General features: G+C 52.0%; 24 protein-coding genes and 5 tRNA genes. 15 read left to right on the top strand and 14 right to left on the bottom strand.

What is annotated here, in order from left to right:
- Nucleotides 1-31: 31 nt before the first annotated feature.
- The 5 genes from gutM to srlA form a co-directional block, all read right to left on the bottom strand.
- Nucleotides 32-391 (bottom strand): transcriptional regulator GutM, encoded by a 360-nt coding sequence (gene gutM, locus HUZ68_RS17340; RefSeq protein WP_000252908.1) that lies wholly within the window; start codon nt 389-391, stop codon nt 32-34.
- A 105-nt stretch (nt 392-496) separates the two neighbouring features.
- Nucleotides 497-1,276 carry a sorbitol-6-phosphate dehydrogenase gene (gene srlD, locus HUZ68_RS17335; protein WP_001077342.1) on the bottom strand — a complete coding sequence of 260 codons (780 nt, stop codon included), beginning with the start codon at nt 1,274-1,276 and terminating at the stop codon, nt 497-499.
- A gap of 3 nt (nt 1,277-1,279) precedes the next feature.
- The gene (srlB, locus tag HUZ68_RS17330) at nt 1,280-1,651 is read right to left on the bottom strand and encodes a PTS glucitol/sorbitol transporter subunit IIA (RefSeq protein WP_000216201.1); all 372 of its coding nucleotides are present in this window, start codon (nt 1,649-1,651) and stop codon (nt 1,280-1,282) included.
- Between the two features lie 10 nt (nt 1,652-1,661).
- Nucleotides 1,662-2,621: a PTS glucitol/sorbitol transporter subunit IIB gene (gene srlE / locus HUZ68_RS17325; protein ID WP_239593941.1), complete on the bottom strand. Its 960-nt coding sequence runs from the start codon at nt 2,619-2,621 to the stop codon at nt 1,662-1,664.
- Entirely contained in the window at nt 2,618-3,181 is a 564-nt protein-coding gene (gene srlA / locus HUZ68_RS17320) for a PTS glucitol/sorbitol transporter subunit IIC (protein WP_000573321.1), read from the bottom strand. The genes srlE and srlA overlap by 4 nt, the downstream gene beginning before the upstream one ends.
- 255 nt (nt 3,182-3,436) lie before the next feature.
- Between srlA and mltB the strand changes: the two genes are divergently transcribed.
- The 15 genes from mltB to luxS all read left to right on the top strand — a co-directional run bounded on the left by mltB (nt 3,437) and on the right by luxS (nt 14,835).
- On the top strand, nt 3,437-4,522 hold the full coding sequence (gene mltB, locus HUZ68_RS17315; RefSeq protein ID WP_001295177.1) for a lytic murein transglycosylase B: 1,086 nt from the start codon (nt 3,437-3,439) through the stop codon (nt 4,520-4,522).
- A 144-nt stretch (nt 4,523-4,666) separates the two neighbouring features.
- Nucleotides 4,667-5,164: a nicotinamide-nucleotide amidase gene (pncC, locus tag HUZ68_RS17310; protein WP_000132231.1), complete on the top strand. Its 498-nt coding sequence runs from the start codon at nt 4,667-4,669 to the stop codon at nt 5,162-5,164.
- Nucleotides 5,165-5,243: 79 nt separating this feature from the next.
- The gene (gene recA, locus HUZ68_RS17305) at nt 5,244-6,305 is read left to right on the top strand and encodes a recombinase RecA (protein WP_000963143.1); all 1,062 of its coding nucleotides are present in this window, start codon (nt 5,244-5,246) and stop codon (nt 6,303-6,305) included.
- A gap of 242 nt (nt 6,306-6,547) precedes the next feature.
- Nucleotides 6,548-7,048 carry a recombination regulator RecX gene (gene recX, locus HUZ68_RS17300; RefSeq protein WP_000140506.1) on the top strand — a complete coding sequence of 167 codons (501 nt, stop codon included), beginning with the start codon at nt 6,548-6,550 and terminating at the stop codon, nt 7,046-7,048.
- Nucleotides 7,049-7,175: 127 nt separating this feature from the next.
- Nucleotides 7,176-9,806: an alanine--tRNA ligase gene (gene alaS / locus HUZ68_RS17295; RefSeq protein WP_000047196.1), complete on the top strand. Its 2,631-nt coding sequence runs from the start codon at nt 7,176-7,178 to the stop codon at nt 9,804-9,806.
- Between the two features lie 234 nt (nt 9,807-10,040).
- Nucleotides 10,041-10,226, top strand: coding sequence for a carbon storage regulator CsrA (gene csrA / locus HUZ68_RS17290; protein WP_000906486.1), 186 nt, complete (start codon nt 10,041-10,043; stop codon nt 10,224-10,226).
- Between the two features lie 315 nt (nt 10,227-10,541).
- Nucleotides 10,542-10,634, top strand: a tRNA-Ser gene (locus tag HUZ68_RS17285).
- A 3-nt stretch (nt 10,635-10,637) separates the two neighbouring features.
- A tRNA-Arg gene (locus tag HUZ68_RS17280) sits at nt 10,638-10,714 on the top strand.
- Between the two features lie 199 nt (nt 10,715-10,913).
- Nucleotides 10,914-10,990, top strand: a tRNA-Arg gene (locus HUZ68_RS17275).
- Between the two features lie 62 nt (nt 10,991-11,052).
- Nucleotides 11,053-11,129, top strand: a tRNA-Arg gene (locus HUZ68_RS17270).
- Between the two features lie 63 nt (nt 11,130-11,192).
- Nucleotides 11,193-11,269, top strand: a tRNA-Arg gene (locus tag HUZ68_RS17265).
- A 280-nt stretch (nt 11,270-11,549) separates the two neighbouring features.
- Nucleotides 11,550-12,116 (top strand): fructose-1-phosphate/6-phosphogluconate phosphatase, encoded by a 567-nt coding sequence (gene yqaB / locus HUZ68_RS17260; RefSeq protein WP_000273309.1) that lies wholly within the window; start codon nt 11,550-11,552, stop codon nt 12,114-12,116.
- Nucleotides 12,113-12,541 carry a YqaA family protein gene (locus HUZ68_RS17255; protein WP_001287454.1) on the top strand — a complete coding sequence of 143 codons (429 nt, stop codon included), beginning with the start codon at nt 12,113-12,115 and terminating at the stop codon, nt 12,539-12,541. The genes yqaB and HUZ68_RS17255 overlap by 4 nt, the downstream gene beginning before the upstream one ends.
- A gap of 72 nt (nt 12,542-12,613) precedes the next feature.
- Complete coding sequence (gshA, locus tag HUZ68_RS17250; RefSeq protein ID WP_000611802.1) at nt 12,614-14,170, top strand: glutamate--cysteine ligase; 1,557 nt, start codon at nt 12,614-12,616, stop codon at nt 14,168-14,170.
- A 149-nt stretch (nt 14,171-14,319) separates the two neighbouring features.
- Nucleotides 14,320-14,835, top strand: coding sequence for an S-ribosylhomocysteine lyase (gene luxS, locus HUZ68_RS17245; RefSeq protein ID WP_001130211.1), 516 nt, complete (start codon nt 14,320-14,322; stop codon nt 14,833-14,835).
- Between the two features lie 63 nt (nt 14,836-14,898).
- On the opposite strand, the gene emrB is transcribed toward luxS, so the two are convergent.
- The 9 genes from emrB to proV all read right to left on the bottom strand — a co-directional run bounded on the left by emrB (nt 14,899) and on the right by proV (nt 24,344).
- A complete protein-coding gene (gene emrB, locus HUZ68_RS17240; RefSeq protein ID WP_001295176.1) occupies nt 14,899-16,437 on the bottom strand; it encodes a multidrug efflux MFS transporter permease subunit EmrB in 1,539 nt (512 codons plus the stop codon).
- Nucleotides 16,438-16,453: 16 nt separating this feature from the next.
- On the bottom strand, nt 16,454-17,626 hold the full coding sequence (gene emrA, locus HUZ68_RS17235; RefSeq protein ID WP_001295175.1) for a multidrug efflux MFS transporter periplasmic adaptor subunit EmrA: 1,173 nt from the start codon (nt 17,624-17,626) through the stop codon (nt 16,454-16,456).
- Between the two features lie 126 nt (nt 17,627-17,752).
- On the bottom strand, nt 17,753-18,283 hold the full coding sequence (emrR, locus tag HUZ68_RS17230; protein ID WP_000378442.1) for a multidrug efflux transporter EmrAB transcriptional repressor EmrR: 531 nt from the start codon (nt 18,281-18,283) through the stop codon (nt 17,753-17,755).
- Between the two features lie 90 nt (nt 18,284-18,373).
- A complete protein-coding gene (gene ygaH, locus HUZ68_RS17225; protein WP_000119749.1) occupies nt 18,374-18,709 on the bottom strand; it encodes an L-valine transporter subunit YgaH in 336 nt (111 codons plus the stop codon).
- Nucleotides 18,699-19,436: an L-valine exporter subunit YgaZ gene (gene ygaZ / locus HUZ68_RS17220; RefSeq protein WP_000445658.1), complete on the bottom strand. Its 738-nt coding sequence runs from the start codon at nt 19,434-19,436 to the stop codon at nt 18,699-18,701. Before ygaZ ends, ygaH begins: the two co-directional genes overlap by 11 nt.
- Before the next feature lie 123 nt (nt 19,437-19,559).
- Nucleotides 19,560-20,744 carry an MFS transporter gene (locus tag HUZ68_RS17215; protein ID WP_077039653.1) on the bottom strand — a complete coding sequence of 395 codons (1,185 nt, stop codon included), beginning with the start codon at nt 20,742-20,744 and terminating at the stop codon, nt 19,560-19,562.
- A gap of 291 nt (nt 20,745-21,035) precedes the next feature.
- Nucleotides 21,036-22,028, bottom strand: coding sequence for a glycine betaine/L-proline ABC transporter substrate-binding protein ProX (gene proX, locus HUZ68_RS17210; RefSeq protein WP_001216525.1), 993 nt, complete (start codon nt 22,026-22,028; stop codon nt 21,036-21,038).
- 56 nt (nt 22,029-22,084) lie between these two features.
- Nucleotides 22,085-23,149, bottom strand: a complete 1,065-nt coding sequence (gene proW, locus HUZ68_RS17205) for a glycine betaine/L-proline ABC transporter permease ProW (RefSeq protein ID WP_089629534.1) — start codon at nt 23,147-23,149, stop codon at nt 22,085-22,087.
- Nucleotides 23,142-24,344, bottom strand: coding sequence for a glycine betaine/L-proline ABC transporter ATP-binding protein ProV (gene proV / locus HUZ68_RS17200; RefSeq protein ID WP_000985483.1), 1,203 nt, complete (start codon nt 24,342-24,344; stop codon nt 23,142-23,144). Before proV ends, proW begins: the two co-directional genes overlap by 8 nt.
- Nucleotides 24,345-24,452: the final 108 nt, after the last annotated feature.

Genomic DNA, 24,452 nt, shown 5'->3' with positions numbered 1-24,452 from the left:
ACTTCGCAAGCAAGTAACATTCACAACGAAATTATCCACGTTTCAGTTTAAGCGCCAATGATAGAGCATTCTGTGATAGTGGATCATGGGGAAAGATCACATCGGGCTGTAAATCACCCGCATGCATACCGGTAATTGCGGGAATTTTTTGCGGTCGGGCGAAGACGGTCAGTCCTTTCATAAACAAGGTGTCGACGATGCGCTGCTGATCGTCCAGGGCGATGGCGACCACGACCCGCGGTTTAAAGCGCCCGCTGGAACGGCCCACGCCAACCCGCCCTTGCTGGCATAGTGTGTCGAAGGCACGGTTAAAACGAGAAATTTGCCAGCCGCCTAAGGCCAGTTGCGCACACCAGGCGATAACGGCGACAGTGATGAGTGCGGATACCATAACTTTTCCTTAATGTAGTGGCGGAAGTCCTGTATGCCTGATGAGCGTAGCGCATCAGGCATTCTATTAGTCCCACGGAGATCCTTAACGGATCTCCGCTGTTGATCAGAACATCACCTGACCGCCGGTGACATTGATCGACTGACCAGTGCAGTACGATGCCTTAGGACTGGCGTAGAACAGCAGCATATTCAGCACATCCTGATAATCGCAGCCGCGTTTGAGCGGTACTTTATCGATGTAATACTGCTCGACTTGATCCGGTTTGATACCCAGCTTGGTCGCGTATTGTGGCAACAGCGACTGGAACATCGGCGATTTCAGCAGGTTACCGAGCATCAGTGAATGCACCGTAATGCCGTACTCCGCCAGATCCAGCGCCAGTGATTGAGTCAGCCCTACGCCACCAAATTTCGCTGCGCTGTAGCCAGAGTTGTGTTTGCTGCCCACTTTGCCGGATTTCGAGTTGATCTGAATAATGCGTCCCTGAATCCCATCGCGGATCATCAAACGCGAAAATTCACGCGCACACAGGAAATAACCCACCAGATTCACCTGTAGCGAACGGTCAAAATCACCGAGCTGGAAGTCGCTGATAAAGGCTGCTTTTGCAATTCCGGCGCTGTAGACCAGCAAATCCACGCGACCAAAGATTTCATCTACCCCACGAGAGAGCGCCAGAACGCTTTGCTCACTGGTGGCGTCAGCACCAAAACCGTACGCCATACCTTCACCATATTCGGCGTTAATTTCTTGTGCCACATTTGCGGCTTTGTCGCTCTGAATATCGACAACCGCGACGCGATACCCCTCGGCAGCCAGACCGTGGCACAGGAACGCGCCTAAGGTTTGCCCACCACCGATGACAACGGCAACCTGATTCATTTTTTACTCCTTAACAGATTCAAACTTCAAAACCGATCCCGGCGCGATATCGTCGGGGACAGGGCCTGCCACATGGACAGTGCCCGGAAATTCCGCTTCGTTTAAACCATCGAAGCGCAGGGTGACATGACCCAGTTCGCGAAGGTTGTCTTCCGCCACGCTGCCAACGGCGGTCACCGGATAGCGATGCTGCCCGAGCGAAAATTGCAAACCGGGATGGAGTGCACCTTTTAACTCACCGTGGCAATGAATGAAGCAATACTCTTCGAGATCCGCAGGCGCGCCTTCACGAAAGGTGATGAGCATCTGGTCGCTGAGGGCGTCAGTGGCACTCGCGCCGATACGGGTGATGGTGGTCTGATAAATAACGGTCATGTTTCAGCCTCTATTGATAGATAAAACCGGAGACAAACCAGGCGATCAGTACAGTCGGTGCGCCGGTTAAAAAGCGGCTCACCAGAACAGAAGGGACACCGACGCGAACCGTGTCCTGACGGGCTTCCGCCAGCGACAAACCGACCGGGATGAAGTCGCAGGCCGCCTGCGCGTTGATGGCAAACAGCGCAGGTAAAGCCAGATGCGGCGGAATATTGCCGAGACCAATCTGCACGCCAATCAATACGCCGATAACCTGTGCGATAACTGCGCCTGGGCCGAGGAAAGGTGAAAGCAGTGGGAAGGAGCAGATGAGCGCCAGCATGACCAGACCCAGTGGATGGCTCGCCAGCGGAGCAAGACCGTGGGCAATCCAGTCACCAAGGCCAGAAGCCATAATGATGCCAATGAGCGCCGAAACGAATGCCATAAACGGCAGAATGGTTTTTAATACAGTGTCGATGGTGTCACGACCAGATTGAAACAACACGGCTACGGCAGAACCCATACCCATTCCCACCTTCGCCAGTAAACCATCGCTTTGTTCGGTGATTTTCTTGCTGGTGTCATAGTCACGGCCCACGGAAGAGGGTTGTGGTGTCGCATCACCCACTACAGTGATGTTTTCTTCTTTTACGCCAGAGACATAAATATCTTCCACAATGTACTGCACCAGTGGACCGGACTTGCCCGTCGAGTGGATATTAATGGTGGGAATACGTCGTTTCGGATAGATGCCGCAGCGTAATGTGCCGCCACAGTCGATTACCGCAATGCCAATTTCTGCCTCCGCGGGTTCACCTTCTTTAAATCCGTCAATAGCCTGCCAGCCAGTAAGCTGTGCCAGTTTGTCGACAATCGCAGGCCGGGTACCGGCGGTGATATAGACGATTTTTTTGCCCGGCGTGGCTTCCAGCTCAAGCGGGCCGCCCCAGCCACCCGTTCCTTTTTCGATCCGAATACGCGTCATGATGTTGCTCCTGCCAGATGAACTTTTTGTTCAAGTTGAATGCCCATCTTTTTCTCAAAAATAGCGGTGGTCAGATCGGTCACCCAGCCGCGGAAGAAGTTGGTGACCAGACCAACCAGCAGATAGCTCACCGCCAGTGGGCCAAGTGGCAGGTTCAGCGTTGTCAGACCGCTGGCAATGCCAAGATAAACAAACAGTTCGCCAGGGTTGATATGGGGAAAGAGGCCATTCATTGAGTGGCAGCTATAAGAGGCCGCCGCGTAGTAGCTGGGTTTGTACTTTTCCGGCATAAAGCGACCCAGGCTTAAGGTCATCGGATTGCAAAAGACAAACGTGCCAATGCACGGTAACAGCAGGTAACGGGAAACAGGGTTACCGGCGCAACGTTGAGCAAAACGTTCAATACGATGCTGACCGATAAAATTAATCAGTGCGTTCATGATAACCAGCAGGCTAATCAACAGCGGAAGAATGCCGGTCACCATCCCGGTAAACACCTCTCCGCCCTTTTGGAACAGCCCGATAAACCACTCTGCACCATGAGTAATGGTTTCTATCATTGTTCTCTCCTTCAGGATTTATTGTTTTATTACCAAACGGCAACCTAATCTAATCAGATTGAAAGATTTAAAAGTGTTATTTTGATCGCAAAATGAAAGATAAATATTTTAATTTGAAAGTTTGAATAAAAGGATAGCGAGGGGGATGAGTTGAGTTATGTAAAGTCCGTATCGGGCAGTGACTACCGCTTCCTTGTGCGGGGCGTGATGCTTTACCATACTTGCCCCTGGTTGAATCTGTTAAATGGACCCCTCATGTTCAAGCGTCGTTATGTAACATTGCTTCCCCTTTTTGTGTTGCTTGCCGCCTGTAGCAGCAAGCCAAAACCTACTGAGACTGATACGACCACCGGAACGCCGTCTGGCGGCTTCCTGCTTGAGCCGCAGCACAATGTGATGCAGATGGGCGGTGACTTCGCCAATAACCCGAATGCCCAGCAGTTCATCGACAAAATGGTGAACAAACACGGTTTCGATCGTCAGCAGTTGCAGGAAATTCTCTCCCAGGCGAAACGTCTGGATTCGGTACTGCGGCTGATGGATAACCAGGCACCAACGACATCGGTGAAACCGCCATCAGGTCCGAACGGCGCATGGCTGCGTTATCGCAAAAAATTTATTACGCCGGACAATGTGCAGAACGGTGTGGTTTTCTGGAATCAGTATGAAGATGCGTTGAATCGCGCGTGGCAGGTGTATGGCGTACCGCCGGAAATTATCGTCGGGATTATCGGCGTTGAAACCCGCTGGGGGCGCGTGATGGGGAAAACTCGCATCCTCGATGCGCTGGCAACGCTGTCATTTAACTACCCACGCCGCGCGGAGTATTTCTCTGGCGAGCTGGAAACCTTCCTGCTGATGGCGCGCGACGAGCAGGACGATCCGCTCAATCTGAAAGGTTCCTTTGCCGGGGCGATGGGCTACGGACAGTTTATGCCGTCGTCTTACAAACAATATGCGGTAGATTTCAGCGGCGACGGGCATATCAACCTGTGGGATCCGGTTGATGCGATCGGTAGCGTGGCGAATTATTTCAAAGCGCACGGCTGGGTGAAAGGCGATCAGGTCGCGGTAATGGCAAACGGTCAGGCTCCAGGCTTGCCAAATGGCTTCAAAACCAAGTACAGCATTTCGCAGCTTGCCGCGGCAGGTTTAACGCCACAGCAGCCGCTGGGCAACCATCAACAAGCCAGCCTGCTGCGTCTGGATGTCGGTACCGGTTACCAGTACTGGTACGGTCTGCCGAACTTCTACACCATTACCCGTTATAACCACAGCACCCATTACGCAATGGCGGTCTGGCAGTTAGGACAAGCCGTGGCGCTGGCGCGCGTGCAGTAACTATTTGCAAGAGGGGGGCGTGAGCTTCCTTCTGGCTAATCAGCTTTTTTCTGAATCCTCCTCGTAAAATTGCAACGCCAACACCATCTTCCTGACGAAAGTGCTATCTTGTCCGGCATAAATTTTTGACTGACAGAGGTTGTGATGACTGACAGTGAACTGATGCAGTTAAGCGAACAGGTTGGGCAGGCGCTGAAAGCCCGTGGCGCAACCGTAACAACTGCTGAGTCTTGTACCGGCGGTTGGGTAGCGAAAGTGATTACCGATATTGCCGGTAGCTCCGCCTGGTTTGAACGCGGATTTGTCACCTACAGTAACGAAGCCAAAGCGCAGATGATCGGCGTACGTGAAGAGACGCTGGCGCAGCATGGCGCGGTGAGCGAACCCGTCGTGGTGGAAATGGCGATAGGCGCACTGAAAGCGGCTCGTGCTGATTACGCCGTGTCTATTAGTGGTATCGCCGGGCCGGATGGCGGCAGTGAAGAGAAGCCTGTCGGCACCGTCTGGTTTGCTTTTGCCACTGCCCGCGGTGAAGGCATTACCCGGCGGGAATGCTTCAGCGGCGACCGTGATGCGGTGCGCCGTCAGGCTACTGCGTATGCATTGCAGACCTTGTGGCAACAATTTCTACAAAACACTTGATACTGTATGAGCATACAGTATAATTGCTTCAACAGAACATATTGACTATCCGGTATTACCCGGCATGACAGGAGTAAAAATGGCTATCGACGAAAACAAACAGAAAGCGTTGGCGGCAGCACTGGGCCAGATTGAGAAACAATTTGGTAAAGGCTCCATCATGCGCCTGGGTGAAGACCGTTCCATGGATGTGGAAACCATCTCTACCGGTTCGCTTTCACTGGATATCGCGCTTGGGGCAGGTGGTCTGCCGATGGGCCGTATCGTCGAAATCTACGGACCGGAATCTTCCGGTAAAACCACGCTGACGCTGCAGGTGATCGCCGCAGCGCAGCGTGAAGGTAAAACCTGTGCGTTTATCGATGCTGAACACGCGCTGGACCCAATCTACGCACGTAAACTGGGCGTCGATATCGACAACCTGCTGTGCTCCCAGCCGGACACCGGCGAGCAGGCACTGGAAATCTGTGACGCCCTGGCGCGTTCTGGCGCAGTAGACGTTATCGTCGTTGACTCCGTGGCGGCACTGACGCCGAAAGCGGAAATCGAAGGCGAAATCGGCGACTCTCACATGGGCCTTGCGGCACGTATGATGAGCCAGGCGATGCGTAAGCTGGCGGGTAACCTGAAGCAGTCCAATACGCTGCTGATCTTCATCAACCAGATCCGTATGAAAATTGGTGTGATGTTCGGTAACCCGGAAACCACTACCGGTGGTAACGCGCTGAAATTCTACGCCTCTGTTCGTCTCGACATCCGTCGTATCGGCGCGGTGAAAGAGGGCGAAAACGTGGTGGGTAGCGAAACCCGCGTGAAAGTGGTGAAGAACAAAATCGCTGCGCCGTTTAAACAGGCTGAATTCCAGATCCTCTACGGCGAAGGTATCAACTTCTACGGCGAACTGGTTGACCTGGGCGTAAAAGAGAAGCTGATCGAGAAAGCAGGCGCGTGGTACAGCTACAAAGGTGAGAAGATCGGTCAGGGTAAAGCGAATGCAACTGCCTGGCTGAAAGATAACCCGGAAACCGCGAAAGAGATCGAGAAGAAAGTACGTGAGTTGCTGCTGAGCAACCCGAACTCAACGCCGGATTTCTCTGTAGATGATAGCGAAGGCGTAGCAGAAACTAACGAAGATTTTTAATCGTTCGTTATTGATGATAATAGATAATGTGTGCACGGACGGTCCCCTCGCCCCTTTGGGGAGAGGGTTAGGGTGAGGGGAACAGGCCAGCACTGGCGTGAAAAATTACTCTCACCTCGATCCTCTAACGAATTGGGCCTGCGGGAACATTCTGCACACTCATTGACTATTAAATCTGTTTATCAGCAAAACCTGGGTCGCATCTGCGGCCCTTTTGCTTTTTTAAGTTGTAAGGATATGCCATGACAGAATCAACGTCCCGTCGCCCGGCATATGCTCGCCTGTTGGATCGTGCGGTACGCATTCTGGCGGTGCGCGATCACAGTGAGCAAGAACTGCGACGTAAACTCGCGGCACCGATTATGGGCAAAAATGGCCCAGAAGAGATTGATGCTACGGCAGAAGATTACGAGCGCGTTATTGCCTGGTGCCATGAACATGGCTATCTCGATGACAGCCGATTTGTTGCGCGCTTTATCGCCAGCCGTAGCCGCAAAGGTTATGGACCTGCGCGTATTCGCCAGGAACTGAATCAGAAAGGTATTTCCCGCGAAGCGACAGAAAAAGCGATGCGTGAATGTGACATCGACTGGTGCGCACTGGCGCGCGATCAGGCGACGCGAAAATATGGTGAACCTTTGCCAACTGTCTTTTCAGAAAAAGTTAAGATCCAGCGTTTTCTGCTCTATCGTGGCTATCTGATGGAAGATATCCAGGATATTTGGCGAAATTTTGCCGACTGAACGCATACGGTATTTTACTTCCCAGTCAAGAAAACTTATCTTATTCCCACTTTTCAGTTACCAGCCCGGCGGTTAAGACACGCTGGAGCTGGTGGCGATATTTCGTTAGCTTGATTTCAGGATAATTATGAGCAAGAGCACCGCTGAGATCCGTCAGGCGTTTCTCGACTTTTTCCATAGTAAGGGACATCAGGTAGTTGCCAGCAGCTCCCTGGTACCCCATAACGACCCAACTTTGTTGTTTACCAACGCCGGGATGAACCAGTTCAAGGATGTGTTCCTTGGGCTCGACAAGCGTAATTATTCCCGCGCTACCACTTCCCAACGCTGCGTGCGTGCGGGTGGTAAACACAACGACCTGGAAAACGTCGGTTACACCGCGCGTCACCATACCTTCTTCGAAATGCTGGGCAACTTCAGCTTCGGCGACTATTTCAAACACGATGCCATTCAGTTTGCATGGGAACTGCTGACCAGCGAAAAATGGTTTGCCCTGCCGAAAGAGCGTCTGTGGGTTACCGTCTATGAAAGCGACGACGAAGCCTACGAAATCTGGGAAAAAGAAGTAGGGATCCCGCGCGAACGTATTATTCGCATCGGCGATAACAAAGGTGCGCCATACGCATCTGACAACTTCTGGCAGATGGGTGACACTGGTCCGTGCGGCCCGTGCACCGAAATCTTCTACGATCACGGCGACCACATTTGGGGTGGCCCTCCGGGAAGTCCGGAAGAAGACGGCGACCGCTACATTGAGATCTGGAACATCGTCTTCATGCAGTTCAACCGCCAGGCCGATGGCACGATGGAACCGCTGCCGAAGCCGTCTGTAGATACCGGTATGGGTCTGGAGCGTATTGCTGCGGTGCTGCAACACGTTAACTCTAACTATGACATCGACCTGTTCCGCACGTTGATCCAGGCGGTAGCGAAAGTCACTGGCGCAACCGATCTGAGCAATAAATCGCTGCGCGTAATCGCTGACCACATTCGTTCTTGTGCGTTCCTGATCGCGGATGGCGTAATGCCGTCCAATGAAAACCGTGGTTATGTACTGCGTCGTATCATTCGTCGCGCAGTGCGTCACGGTAATATGCTCGGCGCGAAAGAAACCTTCTTCTACAAACTGGTTGGTCCGCTGATCGACGTTATGGGCTCTGCGGGTGAAGACCTGAAACGCCAGCAGGCGCAGGTTGAGCAGGTGCTGAAGACTGAAGAAGAGCAGTTTGCTCGTACTCTGGAGCGCGGTCTGGCGTTGCTGGATGAAGAGCTGGCAAAACTTTCTGGTGATACGCTGGATGGTGAAACTGCTTTCCGTCTGTACGACACCTATGGCTTCCCGGTTGACCTGACGGCTGATGTTTGTCGTGAGCGCAACATCAAAGTTGACGAAGCCGGTTTTGAAGCTGCAATGGAAGAGCAGCGTCGTCGCGCGCGCGAAGCCAGCGGCTTTGGTGCCGATTACAACGCAATGATCCGTGTTGACAGTGCATCTGAATTTAAAGGCTATGACCATCTGGAACTGAACGGCAAAGTGACCGCGCTGTTTGTTGATGGTAAAGCGGTTGATGCCATCAATGCAGGCCAGGAAGCTGTGGTCGTGCTGGATCAAACGCCATTCTATGCGGAATCCGGCGGTCAGGTTGGTGATAAAGGCGAACTGAAAGGCGCTAACTTCTCCTTCGTGGTGGAAGATACGCAGAAATACGGCCAGGCGATTGGTCACATCGGTAAACTTGCTGCGGGTTCTCTGAAAGTGGGCGACGCTGTGCAGGCTGATGTTGATGAGGCTCGTCGCGCCCGTATTCGTCTGAATCACTCCGCAACGCACCTGATGCACGCTGCGCTGCGCCAGGTTCTGGGTACTCATGTATCGCAGAAAGGTTCACTGGTTAACGACAAGGTGCTGCGCTTCGACTTCTCACACAACGAAGCGATGAAACCAGAAGAGATTCGTGCGGTCGAAGACCTGGTGAACGCACAGATTCGTCGCAATTTGCCGATCGAAACCAACATCATGGATCTCGAAGCGGCGAAAGCGAAAGGTGCGATGGCGCTGTTCGGCGAGAAGTATGATGAGCGCGTACGCGTGCTGAGCATGGGCGATTTCTCCACCGAGCTGTGTGGCGGTACTCACGCCAGCCGCACTGGTGATATTGGTCTGTTCCGCATCATCTCTGAATCGGGTACTGCTGCAGGCGTTCGTCGTATCGAAGCGGTAACCGGAGAAGGTGCTATCGCCACCGTTCATGCAGACAGCGATCGCTTAAGCGAAGTCGCACATCTGCTGAAAGGCGATAGCAATAATCTGGCTGATAAAGTGCGCTCAGTACTGGAACGTACGCGTCAGTTAGAAAAAGAACTACAACAGCTTAAAGAACAAGCTGCCGCACAGGAGAGCGCAAATCTTTCCAGTAAGGCAATTGATGTTAATGGTGTTAAGCTGTTGGTTAGCGAGCTTAGCGGTGTTGAGCCGAAAATGTTGCGTACCATGGTTGACGATTTAAAAAATCAGCTGGGGTCGACAATTATCGTGCTGGCAACGGTAGCCGAAGGTAAGGTTTCTCTGATTGCAGGCGTATCTAAGGACGTCACAGATCGTGTGAAAGCAGGGGAACTGATTGGTATGGTCGCTCAGCAGGTGGGCGGCAAGGGTGGTGGACGTCCTGACATGGCGCAAGCCGGTGGTACGGATGCTGCGGCCTTACCTGCAGCGTTAGCCAGTGTGAAAGGCTGGGTCAGCGCGAAATTGCAATAATATAAGCGTCAGGCAATGCCGTGGACTCGCTTCACGGCATTCGCATTAACGCTATCGACAACGATAAAGTCAGGTTGAAGTTGTGTATATCGGCTAAACTTAGGTTTAACAGAATGTAATGCCATGACTGCTTAGATGTAATGTGTTTGTCATTGCTTACTTTTTGGCGTTATATGATGGATAATGCCGGGATACAGAGAGACCCGACTCTTTTAATCTTTCAAGGAGCAAAGAATGCTGATTCTGACTCGTCGAGTTGGTGAGACCCTCATGATTGGGGATGAGGTCACCGTGACAGTTTTAGGGGTAAAGGGCAACCAGGTACGTATTGGCGTAAATGCCCCGAAGGAAGTTTCTGTTCACCGTGAAGAGATCTACCAGCGTATCCAGGCTGAAAAATCCCAGCAGTCCAGTTACTAATCTTTCCGCGTCTCATCTTTATCGGTGAGACGCACCCTCAAAATTTCTCCTTCATTCCATTGTCTTTTCGCTTTACTCCCGTTCATTCAACTTAAGTCTCCATTTTTTTGCATTACTGCTATCTGCCAGACCTCCGTTTTTCTGTTGATAAAACACTCTTTTTGACGTTTTTACAGACTAATTGAGCGTGAAGTGTGCAAACGATAAAAGTGTGGGAAAAATTGTTTGACTTATAAGTCTCAGAAAGTAATATGTGCGCCACGCAGCGACGATGAGCGATAAACAAGTTCTTCGAAGCACTCGTAAGAGGCGTGTGGTGAGGTGGCCGAGAGGCTGAAGGCGCTCCCCTGCTAAGGGAGTATGCGGTCAAAAGCTGCATCCGGGGTTCGAATCCCCGCCTCACCGCCATTTGCATCCGTAGCTCAGCTGGATAGAGTACTCGGCTACGAACCGAGCGGTCGGAGGTTCGAATCCTCCCGGATGCACCATATTCTCCGTAACCTTCAGCGATGAAGGTATGGAAGAGGTGGCGGTACTAACCGCAGGCACCAGGGAGGATAACGTTGCTTTAGCAACGGCCCGAAGGGCGAGCCGCAAGGCGAGTAATCCTCCCGGATGCACCATCTCTTACTTGATACAGCTTTAGTAGCGGTATCAAAAAATCTGCAGTAAAGTAAGTTTCCCGATGCATCCGTAGCTCAGCTGGATAGAGTACTCGGCTACGAACCGAGCGGTCGGAGGTTCGAATCCTCCCGGATGCACCATCTCTTACTTGATATGGCTTTAGTAGCGGTATCAATATCAGCAGTAAAATAAATTTCCCGATGCATCCGTAGCTCAGCTGGATAGAGTACTCGGCTACGAACCGAGCGGTCGGAGGTTCGAATCCTCCCGGATGCACCATCTCTTACTTGATATGGCTTTAGTAGCGATATCAATATCAGCAGTAAAATAAATTTTCCCGATGCATCCGTAGCTCAGCTGGATAGAGTACTCGGCTACGAACCGAGCGGTCGGAGGTTCGAATCCTCCCGGATGCACCATATTCTCCGAAATCTTCAGCAATGAATATATCGAAGAGGTAGCGGAATTAACCGCAGGCACCAGGAAGGATAACGTTGCTTTAGCAACGGCCCGAAGGGCGAACGCCAGTGAGTCATCCTCCCGGATGCACCATCTTCTCCAAAAAATTTCCTTCAAAAATATCTCATTTCTAAATAACTACTTTATCCATTTCCTGAATTTTCTTCTCCTTCGCCATCAGCGACAAAATCAAGCAATTACGCTAAAGTAGCGTCATATTTTTCGACTTGCGAGAAGACCATGTACGAGCGTTATGCAGGTTTAATTTTTGATATGGATGGCACAATCCTGGATACGGAGCCTACGCACCGTAAAGCGTGGCGCGAAGTATTAGGGCACTACGGTCTTCAGTACGATGTTCAGGCGATGATTGCGCTTAATGGATCGCCCACCTGGCGTATTGCTCAGGCAATTATTGAGCTGAATCAGGCCGATCTCGACCCGCATGCGTTAGCGCGTGAAAAAACAGAAGCAGTAAGAAGTATGCTGCTGGATAGTGTCGAGCCGCTTCCTCTTGTTGAAGTGGTGAAAAGTTGGCATGGTCGTCGCCCAATGGCTGTAGGAACGGGGAGTGAAAGCGCCATCGCTGAGGCATTGCTGGCGCACCTGGGATTACGCCGTTATTTTGACGCCGTCGTCGCTGCCGATCACGTCAAACACCATAAACCCGCGCCAGACACATTTTTGTTGTGCGCGCAGCGTATGGGCGTGCAACCGACGCAGTGTGTGGTCTTTGAAGATGCCGATTTCGGTATTCAGGCGGCCCGTGCAGCAGGCATGGACGCTGTGGATGTTCGCTTGCTGTGAGTGAAGCGTTATCGCTTTTCTCGTTGTTTGCCAGTAGTTTTCTCAGCGCTACACTATTACCCGGCAACTCCGAAGTCGTGCTGGTGGCAATGTTGCTTTCCGGGATCAGTCATCCCTGGGTTTTAGTTTTAACAGCAACAATGGGTAATAGCCTTGGAGGGTTAACTAACGTTATCCTTGGGCGTTTCTTTCCATTGCGTAAAACATCGCGCTGGCAAGAGAAAGCTACCGGCTGGCTGAAACGCTATGGTGCAGTCACGCTATTATTAAGCTGGATGCCCGTGGTTGGCGATTTACTGTGTCTGTTAGCGGGATGGATGCGCATCTCGTGGGGACCGGTAATCTTTTTTTTGTGCCTTGGTAAAGCGTTACGCTATGTTGCAGTTGCAGCAGCTACCGTTCAGGGCATGATGTGGTGGCACTAATTGTAGGCCTGCACATATGGTCACCATTACAGTTATGCTAATTAAAACGATTTTGACAGGCGGGAGGTCAATTTGATCCCGGACGTATCACAGGCGCTGGCCTGGCTGGAAAAACATCCTCAGGCGTTAAAGGGGATACAGCGTGGGCTGGAGCGCGAAACTTTGCGTGTTAATGCTGATGGCACACTGGCAACAACAGGTCATCCTGAAGCATTAGGTTCCGCACTGACGCATAAATGGATTACTACCGATTTTGCGGAAGCATTGCTGGAATTCATTACACCAGTGGATGGTGATATTGAACATATGCTGACCTTTATGCGCGATCTGCATCGTTATACGGCGCGCAATATGGGCGATGAGCGGATGTGGCCGTTAAGTATGCCATGCTACATCGCAGAAGGTCAGGACATCGAACTGGCACAGTACGGCACTTCTAACACCGGACGCTTTAAAACGCTGTACCGTGAAGGGCTGAAAAATCGCTACGGCGCGCTGATGCAAACCATTTCCGGCGTGCACTACAATTTCTCTTTACCAATGGCATTCTGGCAAGCGAAGTGCGGTGATATCTCGGGCGCTGATGCCAAAGAGAAAATTTCTGCGGGCTATTTCCGCGTTATCCGCAATTACTATCGTTTCGGTTGGGTCATTCCTTATCTGTTTGGTGCATCTCCGGCGATTTGTTCTTCTTTCCTGCAAGGAAAACCAACATCGCTGCCGTTTGAGAAAACCGAGTGCGGTATGTATTACCTGCCGTATGCGACCTCTCTTCGTTTGAGCGATCTCGGCTATACCAATAAATCGCAAAGCAATCTTGGTATTACCTTCAACGATCTTTACGAGTACGTAGCGGGCCTTAAACAGGCAATCAAAACGCCATCGGAAGAGTACGCGAAGATTGGTATTGAGAAAGACGGTAAGAGGCTGCAAATCAATAGCAACGTGCTGCAGATTGAAAACGAACTGTATGCGCCGATTCGTCCAAAACGCGTTACCCGCAGCGGCGAGTCACCTTCTGATGCGCTGTTACGTGGCGGCATTGAATATATTGAAGTGCGTTCGCTGGACATCAACCCGTTCTCGCCGATTGGTGTAGATGAACAGCAGGTGCGATTCCTCGACCTGTTTATGGTCTGGTGTGCGCTGGCTGATGCACCGGAAATGAGCAGTAGCGAACTTGCCTGTACGCGCGTTAACTGGAACCGGGTGATCCTTGAAGGTCGCAAACCGGGCCTGACGCTGGGTATCGGCTGCGAAACCGCGCAGTTCCCGTTACTGCAGGTGGGTAAAGATCTGTTCCGCGATCTGAAACGCGTCGCGCAAACGCTGGATAGCATTAACGGCGGCGAAGCGTATCAGAAAGTGTGTGATGAACTGGTTGCCTGCTTCGATAATCCCGATCTGACTTTCTCTGCCCGTATCTTAAGGTCTATGATTGATACTGGTATTGGCGGAACAGGCAAAGCGTTTGCAGAAGCCTACCGTAATCTGCTGCGTGAAGAGCCGCTGGAAATTCTGCGCGAAGAGGATTTTGTAGCCGAGCGCGAGGCATCTGAACGCCGTCAGCAGGAAATGGAAACCGCTGATACCGAACCGTTTGCGGTGTGGCTGGAAAAACACGCCTGACAGAAAAGAAAAAGGCCACTCGTGAGTGGCCAAAATTTCATCTCTGAATTCAGGGATGATGATAACAAATGCGCGTCTTTCATATACTCAGACTCGCCTGGGAAGAAAGAGTTCAGAAAATTTTTAAAAAAATTACCGGAGGTGGCTAAATGCCGTTGTTAGATAGCTTCACAGTCGATCATACCCGGATGGAAGCGCCTGCAGTTCGGGTGGCGAAAACAATGAACACCCCGCATGGCGACGCAATCACCGTGTTCGATCTGCGCTTCTGCGTGCCGAACAAAGAAGTGATGCCAGAAAGAGGGATCCATACCCTGGAGCACCTATTTGCTGGTTTTATGCGTAACCATCTTAACGGTAATGGTGTAGAGATTATCGATATCTCGCCAATGGGCTGCCGCACCGGTTTTTATATGAGTCTGATTGGTACGCCAGATGAGCAGCGTGTTGCTGATGCCTGGAAAGCGGCAATGGAAGACGTGCTGAAAGTGCAGGATCAGAATCAGATCCCGGAACTGAACGTCTACCAGTGTGGCACTTACCAGATGCACTCGTTGCAGGAAGCGCAGGATATTGCGCGTAGCATTCTGGAACGTGACGTACGCATCAACAGCAACGAAGAACTGGCACTGCCGAAAGAGAAGTTGCAGGAACTGCACATCTAGTCAGTAAACTATCTTCACAATTAATTGAAAAAAGCCAGTTCAAATGAACTGGCTTAGTTGTACTTAGTGCGCACCGCCTCCGCCGCCACCTGCGCCAAATGGCGGTTTAGCAAACCACACCAGCCCCAGCAGTACGAGGAATATCCCGGCTGACATCCAGAAGATCTCATTGGCGGAAATAATCAGCCCCTGATTGGTGATCTGCTGGGCAATCCAGCCTGATGCCTGCTGTTGCGTCATCCCAAGCCCTTCCAGTTGACTGTACATCGCCTGGGCATTCGGGTTGAACGGGTTTACCGACTCAGTCAACTGCGCATGGTGCATCGACTCGCGGTTGGTCCACATGGTCGTGGTTATCGACGTGCCGATAGACCCCGCCAGCGTTCGCGTAAAGTTAGAGAGGCTCGATGCCGCCGCCAGTCGTTCCGGTGGCAAACCAGACAGCGTAATGGTGGTCAGCGGCATAAAGAAGCAGGCCACCGCAAACCCCTGGATAAACTGCGGCCAGGCCGACGCGCCAAAATCCATACCTGGTTCAAAGGTATAGGCACGCCAGTAGAAGCAGACGGCATACATAATAAAGCTGAAGGTTACCAGCCGCCGCATATCCAGTTTATGCGCGAAGCGGCCGATAATCGGCGACAGGATCACCGGAATAATCCCTACCGGCGCAGAGGCCAAACCTGCCCAGGTCGCCGTGTAACCGTAGACCTCCTGCAACAACTGCGGCAGCAGAACAATAGCGCCGAAGTAGAGCATATACGCGAGGCTGATACACAAGCAGCCGATGGTGAAGTTGCGCGACTTAAACAACGACAGATCGACTATCGGGTTATCGTCGGTCAGCTCCCAGACAATCAGGAAGCAGATAGCCACCACCGCCACCACGGTAAGAATGATAATTTCCTGTGATGAAAACCAGTCCAGCTCTTTACCGCGGTCGAGCATAATCTGCAGGCTGCCGATACCAATAACCAGCAGTGCCAGCCCCACGGCATCAATCCGCCGCCGTTCGGTGCGGGTTTCACGTCCGCGCAGAGTTTGCAGTGTCATCAACACCACCGCCACGCCAATCGGCACGTTGATGAAGAATATCCAGCCCCAGTGGTAATTATCGCTGATATAACCGCCGAGGATCGGGCCGCAAATTGGCGCGACAATCACCGTCATCGACCACAACGCCAGCGCGATCGAGCGTTTGGCTGGCGGGTAGTTATTCAGCAATAGACTTTGCGAAAGCGGGATCAACGGCCCGGCGACAATCCCCTGAATCACGCGGAAGAAGATCAGCATATTCAGGCTGCTGGAGACACCACACGCCCACGACGCAATAGCAAAGGCGATGGTGGACCAAAGGAACAGTTTCACTTCCCCGACGCGCTTTGCCAGCCAGCCGGTAAGCGGGATCGAGATGGCATTCGCCACCCCGAAAGAAGTGATTACCCACGTTCCCTGGCTGAGCGATGAGCCCAGATTCCCGGCGATAGTGGGGATCGCCACGTTAGCAATGGTGGAGTCCAGCACCTGCATGAATGTCGCCAGTGACAGCGCAATCGTCATAATGACCAGTTGCGCGCCTTCCAGCGGTTTTTGCTGTTGCATCACACGCACCTCTGGATTAGCCAGCGTTAGCTTTTACGATATCGTCGATCAGTTTATTGACAGGTGCCAGGCTGATTTCACGCGCGGTACTTACCGCGACCGGTGTTGAACGTACTTTATTTGCCAGTACCTGACCGTCACGGTTAGTGGTATTGACGCTCACCAGCGTGGACAAACCAATGCGCAGCGGGTATTGCTCCAGCTGTTTCTGGTCCAGTTCGATACGCACAGGTAGACGCTGAACGACTTTGATCCAGTTACCGGTCGCATTTTGCGCCGGAAGCAGTGAGAATGCGCTACCTGTGCCCATATCCAGACCAACCACTTTACCGGTGTATTTCACATCATCGCCGTAAATATCCGTGGTGATAGTGACCGGCTGACCGATACGCATATTGGCAATCTGCGTCTCTTTAAAGTTGGCATCCACCCACATATTGGTGGCTGGAACGACCGCCATCAGCGGCGTCGTTGGGCTAATTTGCGCCCCAGGCTGTACCGCGCGGCGGGAGACATAACCGGTCATCGGACTGACAATACGGGTACGCTCCAGCGCCAGCCAGGCGTTACGTACTTCGGTGGCAGCCTGTTGCACGGCAGGCTGATCTTCCAGTTTAGTCCCCAGAATCATCGCCTGATTGGCATTGTATTGTTGAATAGCGACGTCCAGTTGCGCCTGGGCACTGGTGACGGCGTCGCGGGCGTGTTGCAGCTCTTCGCGACCAATCAGGTTGGCATTGCCCAGCGGCACACGGCGGTTGTAGTCGCTTTGTGCTTTTGCGAGGGCGATTTTCTGCACCTCAATATTCGCCTGCAACTGCTTGCTGTTAATCATCAGCTGGTGGGTTTGGCGAACGCTGGAAGCCAGTGCAGTTTTGGCTTTTTCAAACGCCTGGCGAGCATCTGTCGGGTCGAGAGTGACCAGCACGTCGCCTTCTTTTACAAAATCGGTGTTATCGGCCCAGACTTTCGTCACGCTGCCAGACACCTGAGACATAATTTGAATTTGATTCCCTGCCACGTATGCGTCATCGGTTTCTTCGAAGTGACGCAGTACCAAAAACCAATAAATCCCTATCGCTACGGCAATAATTATAAAGAGCAAGGTGAGAAGGAGGAGCAGACGCTTACGTTTGCCGCTCTTCTTTACCGGTTGCTGCGGGGTTTGAGTCTCCGCATTTGCGCTCATATTGTTCTCCACGATCTTCTTAACTCATCGGCTGAGCCGACCTGCTTGCCAAAAAGGCCAGCATGTTGCGATGCTGGCCAGTCATTTTTTCTTTTATAAATCTGGATTTTTGAGCGAGATGACGCGTTAGCTCATCGCTTCGAGAACCACACCGTCTTGTTCCATCTGGTCGAGACGGGAGAGCAATTTGCGGGTGATTTGCTCGAGCTGATCTTTTTCTGTTGTGCTGAGCGCGGACCAGAGTTGATGCAGGCAGTTATGCTGCGGTGGTAAAACCTCGCGCAAAAACTCGTGACCTTTTTCCGTTAATTGCAGATGCAGGCAGCGGCGATCGTTATCGCTTTCACGACGTTCGATCCAACCGCGTTTTTCCAGTTCATCGGCAATACGCGTCGCGTTGGTACGGGATGATCCAAGAGCACAACTTAATTCAGAAGGCTGAATACTGTGGTTTTCCTGAGACTCCAGCGTAATCAACGCCATAAACAACGTCTCGTTAATCCCCTGAGCCTTCAGCATTTTATTGCGGTTCTCCAGCAGCTTGCTTTGCATGTGCATGCAAAGACGAGTCAGAAGGATCTCCTGATAAGGAAAATCTTCGTGGCGGCTGGCGCGAAATTTTAGCATTTGTTCAATGGGCGTAAACGAACTATCCATTTGGGTATGACCTCATTAATTTCAGCCGATATAGTAACGACAGTGACAAATAAAGTAAATGTATTGTTTTAGAAAAATGATTCTTGTGGGTTATATAATCGCCATCACTTTCCAGGCGAGCCCATAGGCCAGCGCACTAAGCAGTGTTGGGATGATAATGCTGCGTGTTTTATAGAAACTGGCACCCAGTACCGCGAAGCCGACCAGCGTGGGCACGAAACGGCGTGTATCGTGCATCACTTCTGGTGCGGTAGAGACAACCAGCAGAGCGCATATCGAGGCGATGCCAATGGTGTCGAGCAAAATACCTACCGCGCCACGTTTGGTTGGGCGGGCATTACCCACACGCAGGCGCAGCGGCAAATAGCGGAAGCAATAATTCGCTGCGCCAACCAGTAACCCAAGCAGCAGAACCTCATAGCTCATCGGGCGCTCCTTGCCAGAATGCCTGGATTAACGCAGTGAGGCAGCCACAGACAATGCCTGCCAGAATGGCGACGGGAATAGAAAATAGCGTTACGCCTGCAAGGGCACCAACTAACGCTGCGGTAACGCAAAGAGATTGTTTGCGCTGGAAAGAGGCGAGCAGGAAACTCATAAAGAGTGCCGGAAGCATAAAACCTAATGCAGCTTCAACGGCGGGATAACCTTGCAGCAAGCCGCTGCCGGAGAATGCCCCTATTACCGTACCAAATACCCACGATGACCATGAACTGAAGGCAATGCCGATCATCCAGTTCTCGCTCCAGCGGCGATTATTGCGTACCAGTTTTGCGGTTGCGGCGGCAAAAACCTCATCCGTCAGGCCAAACGCCCACAGGGCGGTTTTCGATTTTTGCAGACGCTGAATAATACGGCTACGCAGTGACGGGCCATACAACACATGGCGAACATCCATTGCCATGACGGTCAGTGCAGCAACCCACAAACTACTCCCGGCTGCCAGCATCGCGGTAATGACGAACTGGCTCGCGCCTGCATAAATGATGCAGGAGAAAAAAACGCTTTCGAGAGGAGAGAATCCCAGACGGGTCGCATTCAGACCGAACGCAAAGGCCACCGGAATATAACTAATAACAATCGGTAAACTGTCTTTGCATCCTTCCATGAAGGTCGCCGAACCAGGAGCAGGCTGTGGAGTAGGGCTTTCCATAGAGTGTACGCTTAACGATTGTTAATATTATAAATAGACTGAATGAATATCTTAACCTTATCAGACTGATGGGCTTCTTAACACCCTTATAAGTGTAAAGCCACGAAAACGGTTGCTGATTGCTTAATTTGCGGCTTCCTGACGATGAAAACCTCGCCACCAGACCAGTAAGTTAACCAGGGCAATCGTCGCGCCAGCCAGACAAACGCCAGCCCAACCGCCATGTTGCCAGGCTGAGGCTGAAATTAGCGAACCGGCGGCACCGCCAATAAAGTAGCTGGTCATGTAACCTGCGGTCAGGCGATTACGCGCATCAGGGTGTATTCGATAAATTACCGTCTGGTTAGTGATATGCACGCCCTGTACGGTGAGATCCAGCACCAGGATGCCGATAATCAGCGCCAGTACGGAAGTGTGACCAAACCAGATCGCCAGCCATGAAAGTAATAGCAGCAGCAGACCGAAAGTTGTGGTGTGGTGCGATTTACCCTTATCGGCAAAACCGCCCGCCGGACGAGCGCCCAACGCTCCGGCAGCTCCCGCAAGTCCAAACAGACCAATGACACCATCGCTGTAGTTAAAAGGTGGAGCGGCAAGCAAAAAGGCCATTGAGGTCCAGAGAATGCTGAAGTTGGCAAAGGTCAGGCAGCCCAGCAATGCGCGGGTGCGCAGGATCTTATCGCTGATAAACATGCTGAAAACGGAACCTAACAACTGTGGGTAGTTGAGGTGGGTTTCTGATTTCATTTGTGGCAGACCACGCCATAATGCCAGCGCCATCAGTGCCATTAACACCGAGGCAACCCAATAGACGGTGCGCCAGCCGCCGAGATTCGCCAGCAATCCGGCAACGGTCCGTGCGAGTAAGATCCCCAACAGCAGACCGCTCATAATAGTGCCAACCACTTTGCCGCGTTTGTCCGGTGAAGCCAGCGTCGCTGCCAGCGGAACCAGAATTTGTGCCACGACAGAGAATAAACCGGTTAATGCCGTACCGAGGATCATCATCGCCAGCGACTGACTGCTGGCAGTGATTAACATGCCGCCTGCCGCCAGTAAGGTCATCGAGACAATCAGGCGGCGGCGTTCAAACATATCACCGAGGGGAACAAGAAACAGCAGACCTGCTGCATAGCCCAATTGCGCGGCGGTAACAATAAAGCCTGCCGAACTGGCGGAAAGGGAAAAGTTACGCGCGATGGTGTCGAGCAATGGCTGAGCGTAATAGTTACTGGCGACCGCCAGACCGGTGGCGATAGACATCAGCACGATCAGCGCCGGGCTAAGCTCATGATTAGGTTTAGTCATTATTTTTGTTCATCAGGTGATGATTAAGCTGGAAATCAATAATAGCGGATGTTGATGAATATGGGATGAAAGATAGCTTGTTGAAATGTGCGATGTGGTTTGTAGGCATGATAAGACGCGCCAGCGTCGCATCAGGCATTGTGCACAGAACGGCGGATGCGGCGAAAACGCCTTATCCGCCATACGGAATGAGTGTATTTTGTAGGCATGATAAGACGCGTCAGCGTCGCATCAGGCATTGTGTATAGAGCGGCGGATGCGGCGTAAACGCCTTATCCGCCCGAATAAAAATTACTTCTGCGCTGCCAACGCCTCATTCACCCAGCCATCGAACTGTTGCTGGTGGGCTTTGATCCAGCCATCAACGTGGCCCTGAATATCGCCTTCTGAGGCTTTGCCGTCATGCATAATGGCGTTCTGGGCGTTAATATCTGCCACTGGCAACTGCATAATGGCAAACAGTTTCGCTGCTGCCGGGTTTTTCTCGGCCCAGGCTTTATTGGCAACGATATGCATGGTGCTGACCGGGAAGCCGTAATTCGCGCCATTCGGCAGTTTGGTATCGGCATTTTTATCGCCCGGCAGTGCAGAGAACGGCACCTGCAACCAGACCACATCTTTGCCTGGCTTCAGCTCATTACTCACCCAGTACGGCGTCCAGGTGTAGTAAAACACCGGTTTGCCCTCTTTGTAACGACTGATGGTGTCAGCCATCATCGCCGCGTAGTTCCCCTGATTATGCGTCACGGTATTGGTCAGTTCATACGCGGCAAGCTGGTGGTTGATCGCACCTTCGCAGCCCCAGCCAGGGTTACAACCGGTTAAATCCGCTTTTCCGTCGCCGTTGGTATCGAACAGTTTGGCGATCTTCGGATCTTTCAGTTGTGCGATGTTGGTGATTTTGTACTGGTCGGCGGTTTTCTTATCGATCAGGTAACCCTGTGCCGCGCCGTTAACAAATACCCCTTCACGATAAAATTTCTTATCGCCACCGGCAGCTTCGTACATGTTGTCATGCAGTGGCGTCCAGTTCACGGCGGTGAAGGTTGCATCGCCGGAAGCAAGCGAGGTGTAGCCAACGTTGTAATCCACTTCGCTGGGTTTATTGACGGTATAACCTAATTTCTCCAGCGCACGACTGACCAGCAGTGTCTGGAAGGTTTCTTCGGTGATGGTGCTTTGAACTGGATTAACAGTAATGCCTTTGCCCGGCAGATCGGCAGCAAAAGTTTGTGTAGAGATAAGCGTGGCAAACGCTGTCGCAAAAAGTACGCTATGTCGCATTGTTATTCCTTTTTTTGGCAGGGTGATATGCCCGGCGTCACCGGGCAAGTGCAGAGTTACTTAATGAATGGGCGGGTCAGCAGACCGACAGGGCCAGTGGTGTACCAGCGACGGTTGCCGCGACTGCGTGAGTCGCGCCCAACGGCCTGCGTCAGGCGATCGAGGATAATGGCGAGGATCACAATCCCGACGCCTCCAACGGTGGCAAGCCCCATATCCAGACGACCGATACCGCGAAGTACCATCTGACCCAGCCCGCCGACGGCAATCATCGAGGCAATGACCACCATAGAAAGGGCCAGCATCAGCGTCTGGTTAACGCCCGCCATAATGGTCGGCATCGCCAGCGGTAACTGAACTTTGAACAGCATCTGGCGCGGGCTGGCACCGAATGAGCGCGAGGCTTCAATCAGATCCGCCGGAACCTGGTTAATCCCCAGAATGGTCAGACGGATAATCGGCGGCAGAGCAAAGATGATCGTCACCACCACGCCCGGCACGTTACCGATACCAAATAGCATGACGATTGGCACCAGATAAACAAACGCTGGCGTGGTCTGCATGGCATCAAGCAGTGGACGAATAATTTTCGCCGCTCGCGGACTTCTCGCCAGCCAGATCCCCAACGGCAAACCGATGACGATACAGAACAGCAGGGCGGTTAACACCAGCGCCAGAGTCACCATTGCCTGCGACCAGGCACCGATTGCGCCGATGGCAATCATCGAAACCAGCGTCGCCACACCCATTCCGACCCCGGAAATCTGCCAGGCGATGAGAGCGAAAACGATAATCGCCACCGGCGCGGGCATACCCAGCAGCAATTGCTGGAAACCGTTGAGGATATAATCAACCGGAACGCGCACGCCCTGGAAGACGGGACGGAAATGGGTAACGACCCAGTCGATCCCTTCAGTGACCCAACTGTCGAGCGGGATCAGCGTTTTATGGAACGGATCGAGAATATTAAAATGCTCGACGTTTGGCGCAGGCGTACTGGTCAGCCAGTCAGCACCACCGCCGTCAGTCGGTGCAGTCGCCGGTGTACCCCAGGCGTCTGCGGATTGCGCGGCACTGTCCGCCGCTGGCGTGGTATCCCACGGATTATTTTGATCAGCCATTATTTACCCCCTCACGATCTAAAGCGCGCAGCAGCATTCCTTTCGAAATGATGCCGACATACTGTTGGTCCTCGTCGACCACGGGCACCGCACAGGGTGCCTGTCCGACATGAGAGAGCAACTCGCTAAGAGGCGTTTGTGCATCGACTGCTAACGGCGCATCAATCAGCGCCGCATCAAGACCTTGCTGCTGCGTTAACGCGGTTTTAAGCGAATCGATAGACACTGCGCCGACAAACTTATTACCGCGTTCGATAACGTAGCCATATTCGCGATCTTCATCCTGCAATAATTTCAGTGCCGAACGTGGGCCGAAGCCAGGGGTTTTACGAATTAAGCCATTCGGTGTCCGGCGGGCAATATCTTTCGCACTGAATACCTGACTAATATCAACGCCACGGAAGAAGGTACGGACATAATCATTCGCCGGATTATTGAGAATTTCATCCGGTGTGCCGACCTGTACCACTTCACCATTTTGCATAATGGCAATTCGGTCGCCAATACGCATGGCTTCATCGAGATCGTGGGAAATAAAGACAATGGTGCGCTGATGTTTCGCCTGTAATTTTACCAGCTCATCCTGCATTTCGGTGCGAATTAATGGATCGAGCGCCGAGAAGGCTTCATCCATTAATAAAATATCCGGATTAATCGCTAACGCGCGGGCTAATCCCACACGTTGACGCATCCCGCCAGAGAGTTCATCCGGGTAGCTGTGGGCATAATTTTCCAGCCCGACCTGACGCAGTGCATCAATGGCTTTTTCCCGGCGTTCTTCGGCATTAATTCCGGCCAATTCCATACCAAACGCAGTATTGTCCAGCACGGTCATATGCGGCATTAAGGCAAAGGACTGGAAGACCATCGCAATCTTTTTTCTGCGCACCTCACGGAGTTCGGCGTCGGATATTTTGGCAATATCCACACCATCAATCAGTACTTGCCCGCGGGTGGGTTCAATCAGGCGATTGAGAAGGCGTACCATTGTGGATTTACCCGAGCCGGATAATCCCATGATGACAAATATCTCGCCTTCTTCAATGGCCAGACTGGCGTCTTTTACGCCAAGCGATAGCCCAGTTTTTTCCAGAATTTGTTCTTTCGAAAGTCCTTGTTCGATATATTTGAACGCTCGCTGTGGATGCTCACCAAATATTTTATAAAGATTTTTAATTTCTAATTTAATTGCCATGCAATAGAAAGATTCCTTTATTTGTTTATGTCGATATATTACCCAATGGAAATAGTCACTTTTTTCTACCCTAACATACTGAGAATCTGAGGCAACCCCTGAGGGCAA

It is taken from the genome of Shigella dysenteriae (genome assembly GCF_022354085.1).
GTDB lineage: Bacteria > Pseudomonadota > Gammaproteobacteria > Enterobacterales > Enterobacteriaceae > Escherichia > Escherichia coli.
Note: the sequence above shows the minus strand (reverse complement) of the source record. Positions and strands in the feature narration are given on the sequence as shown.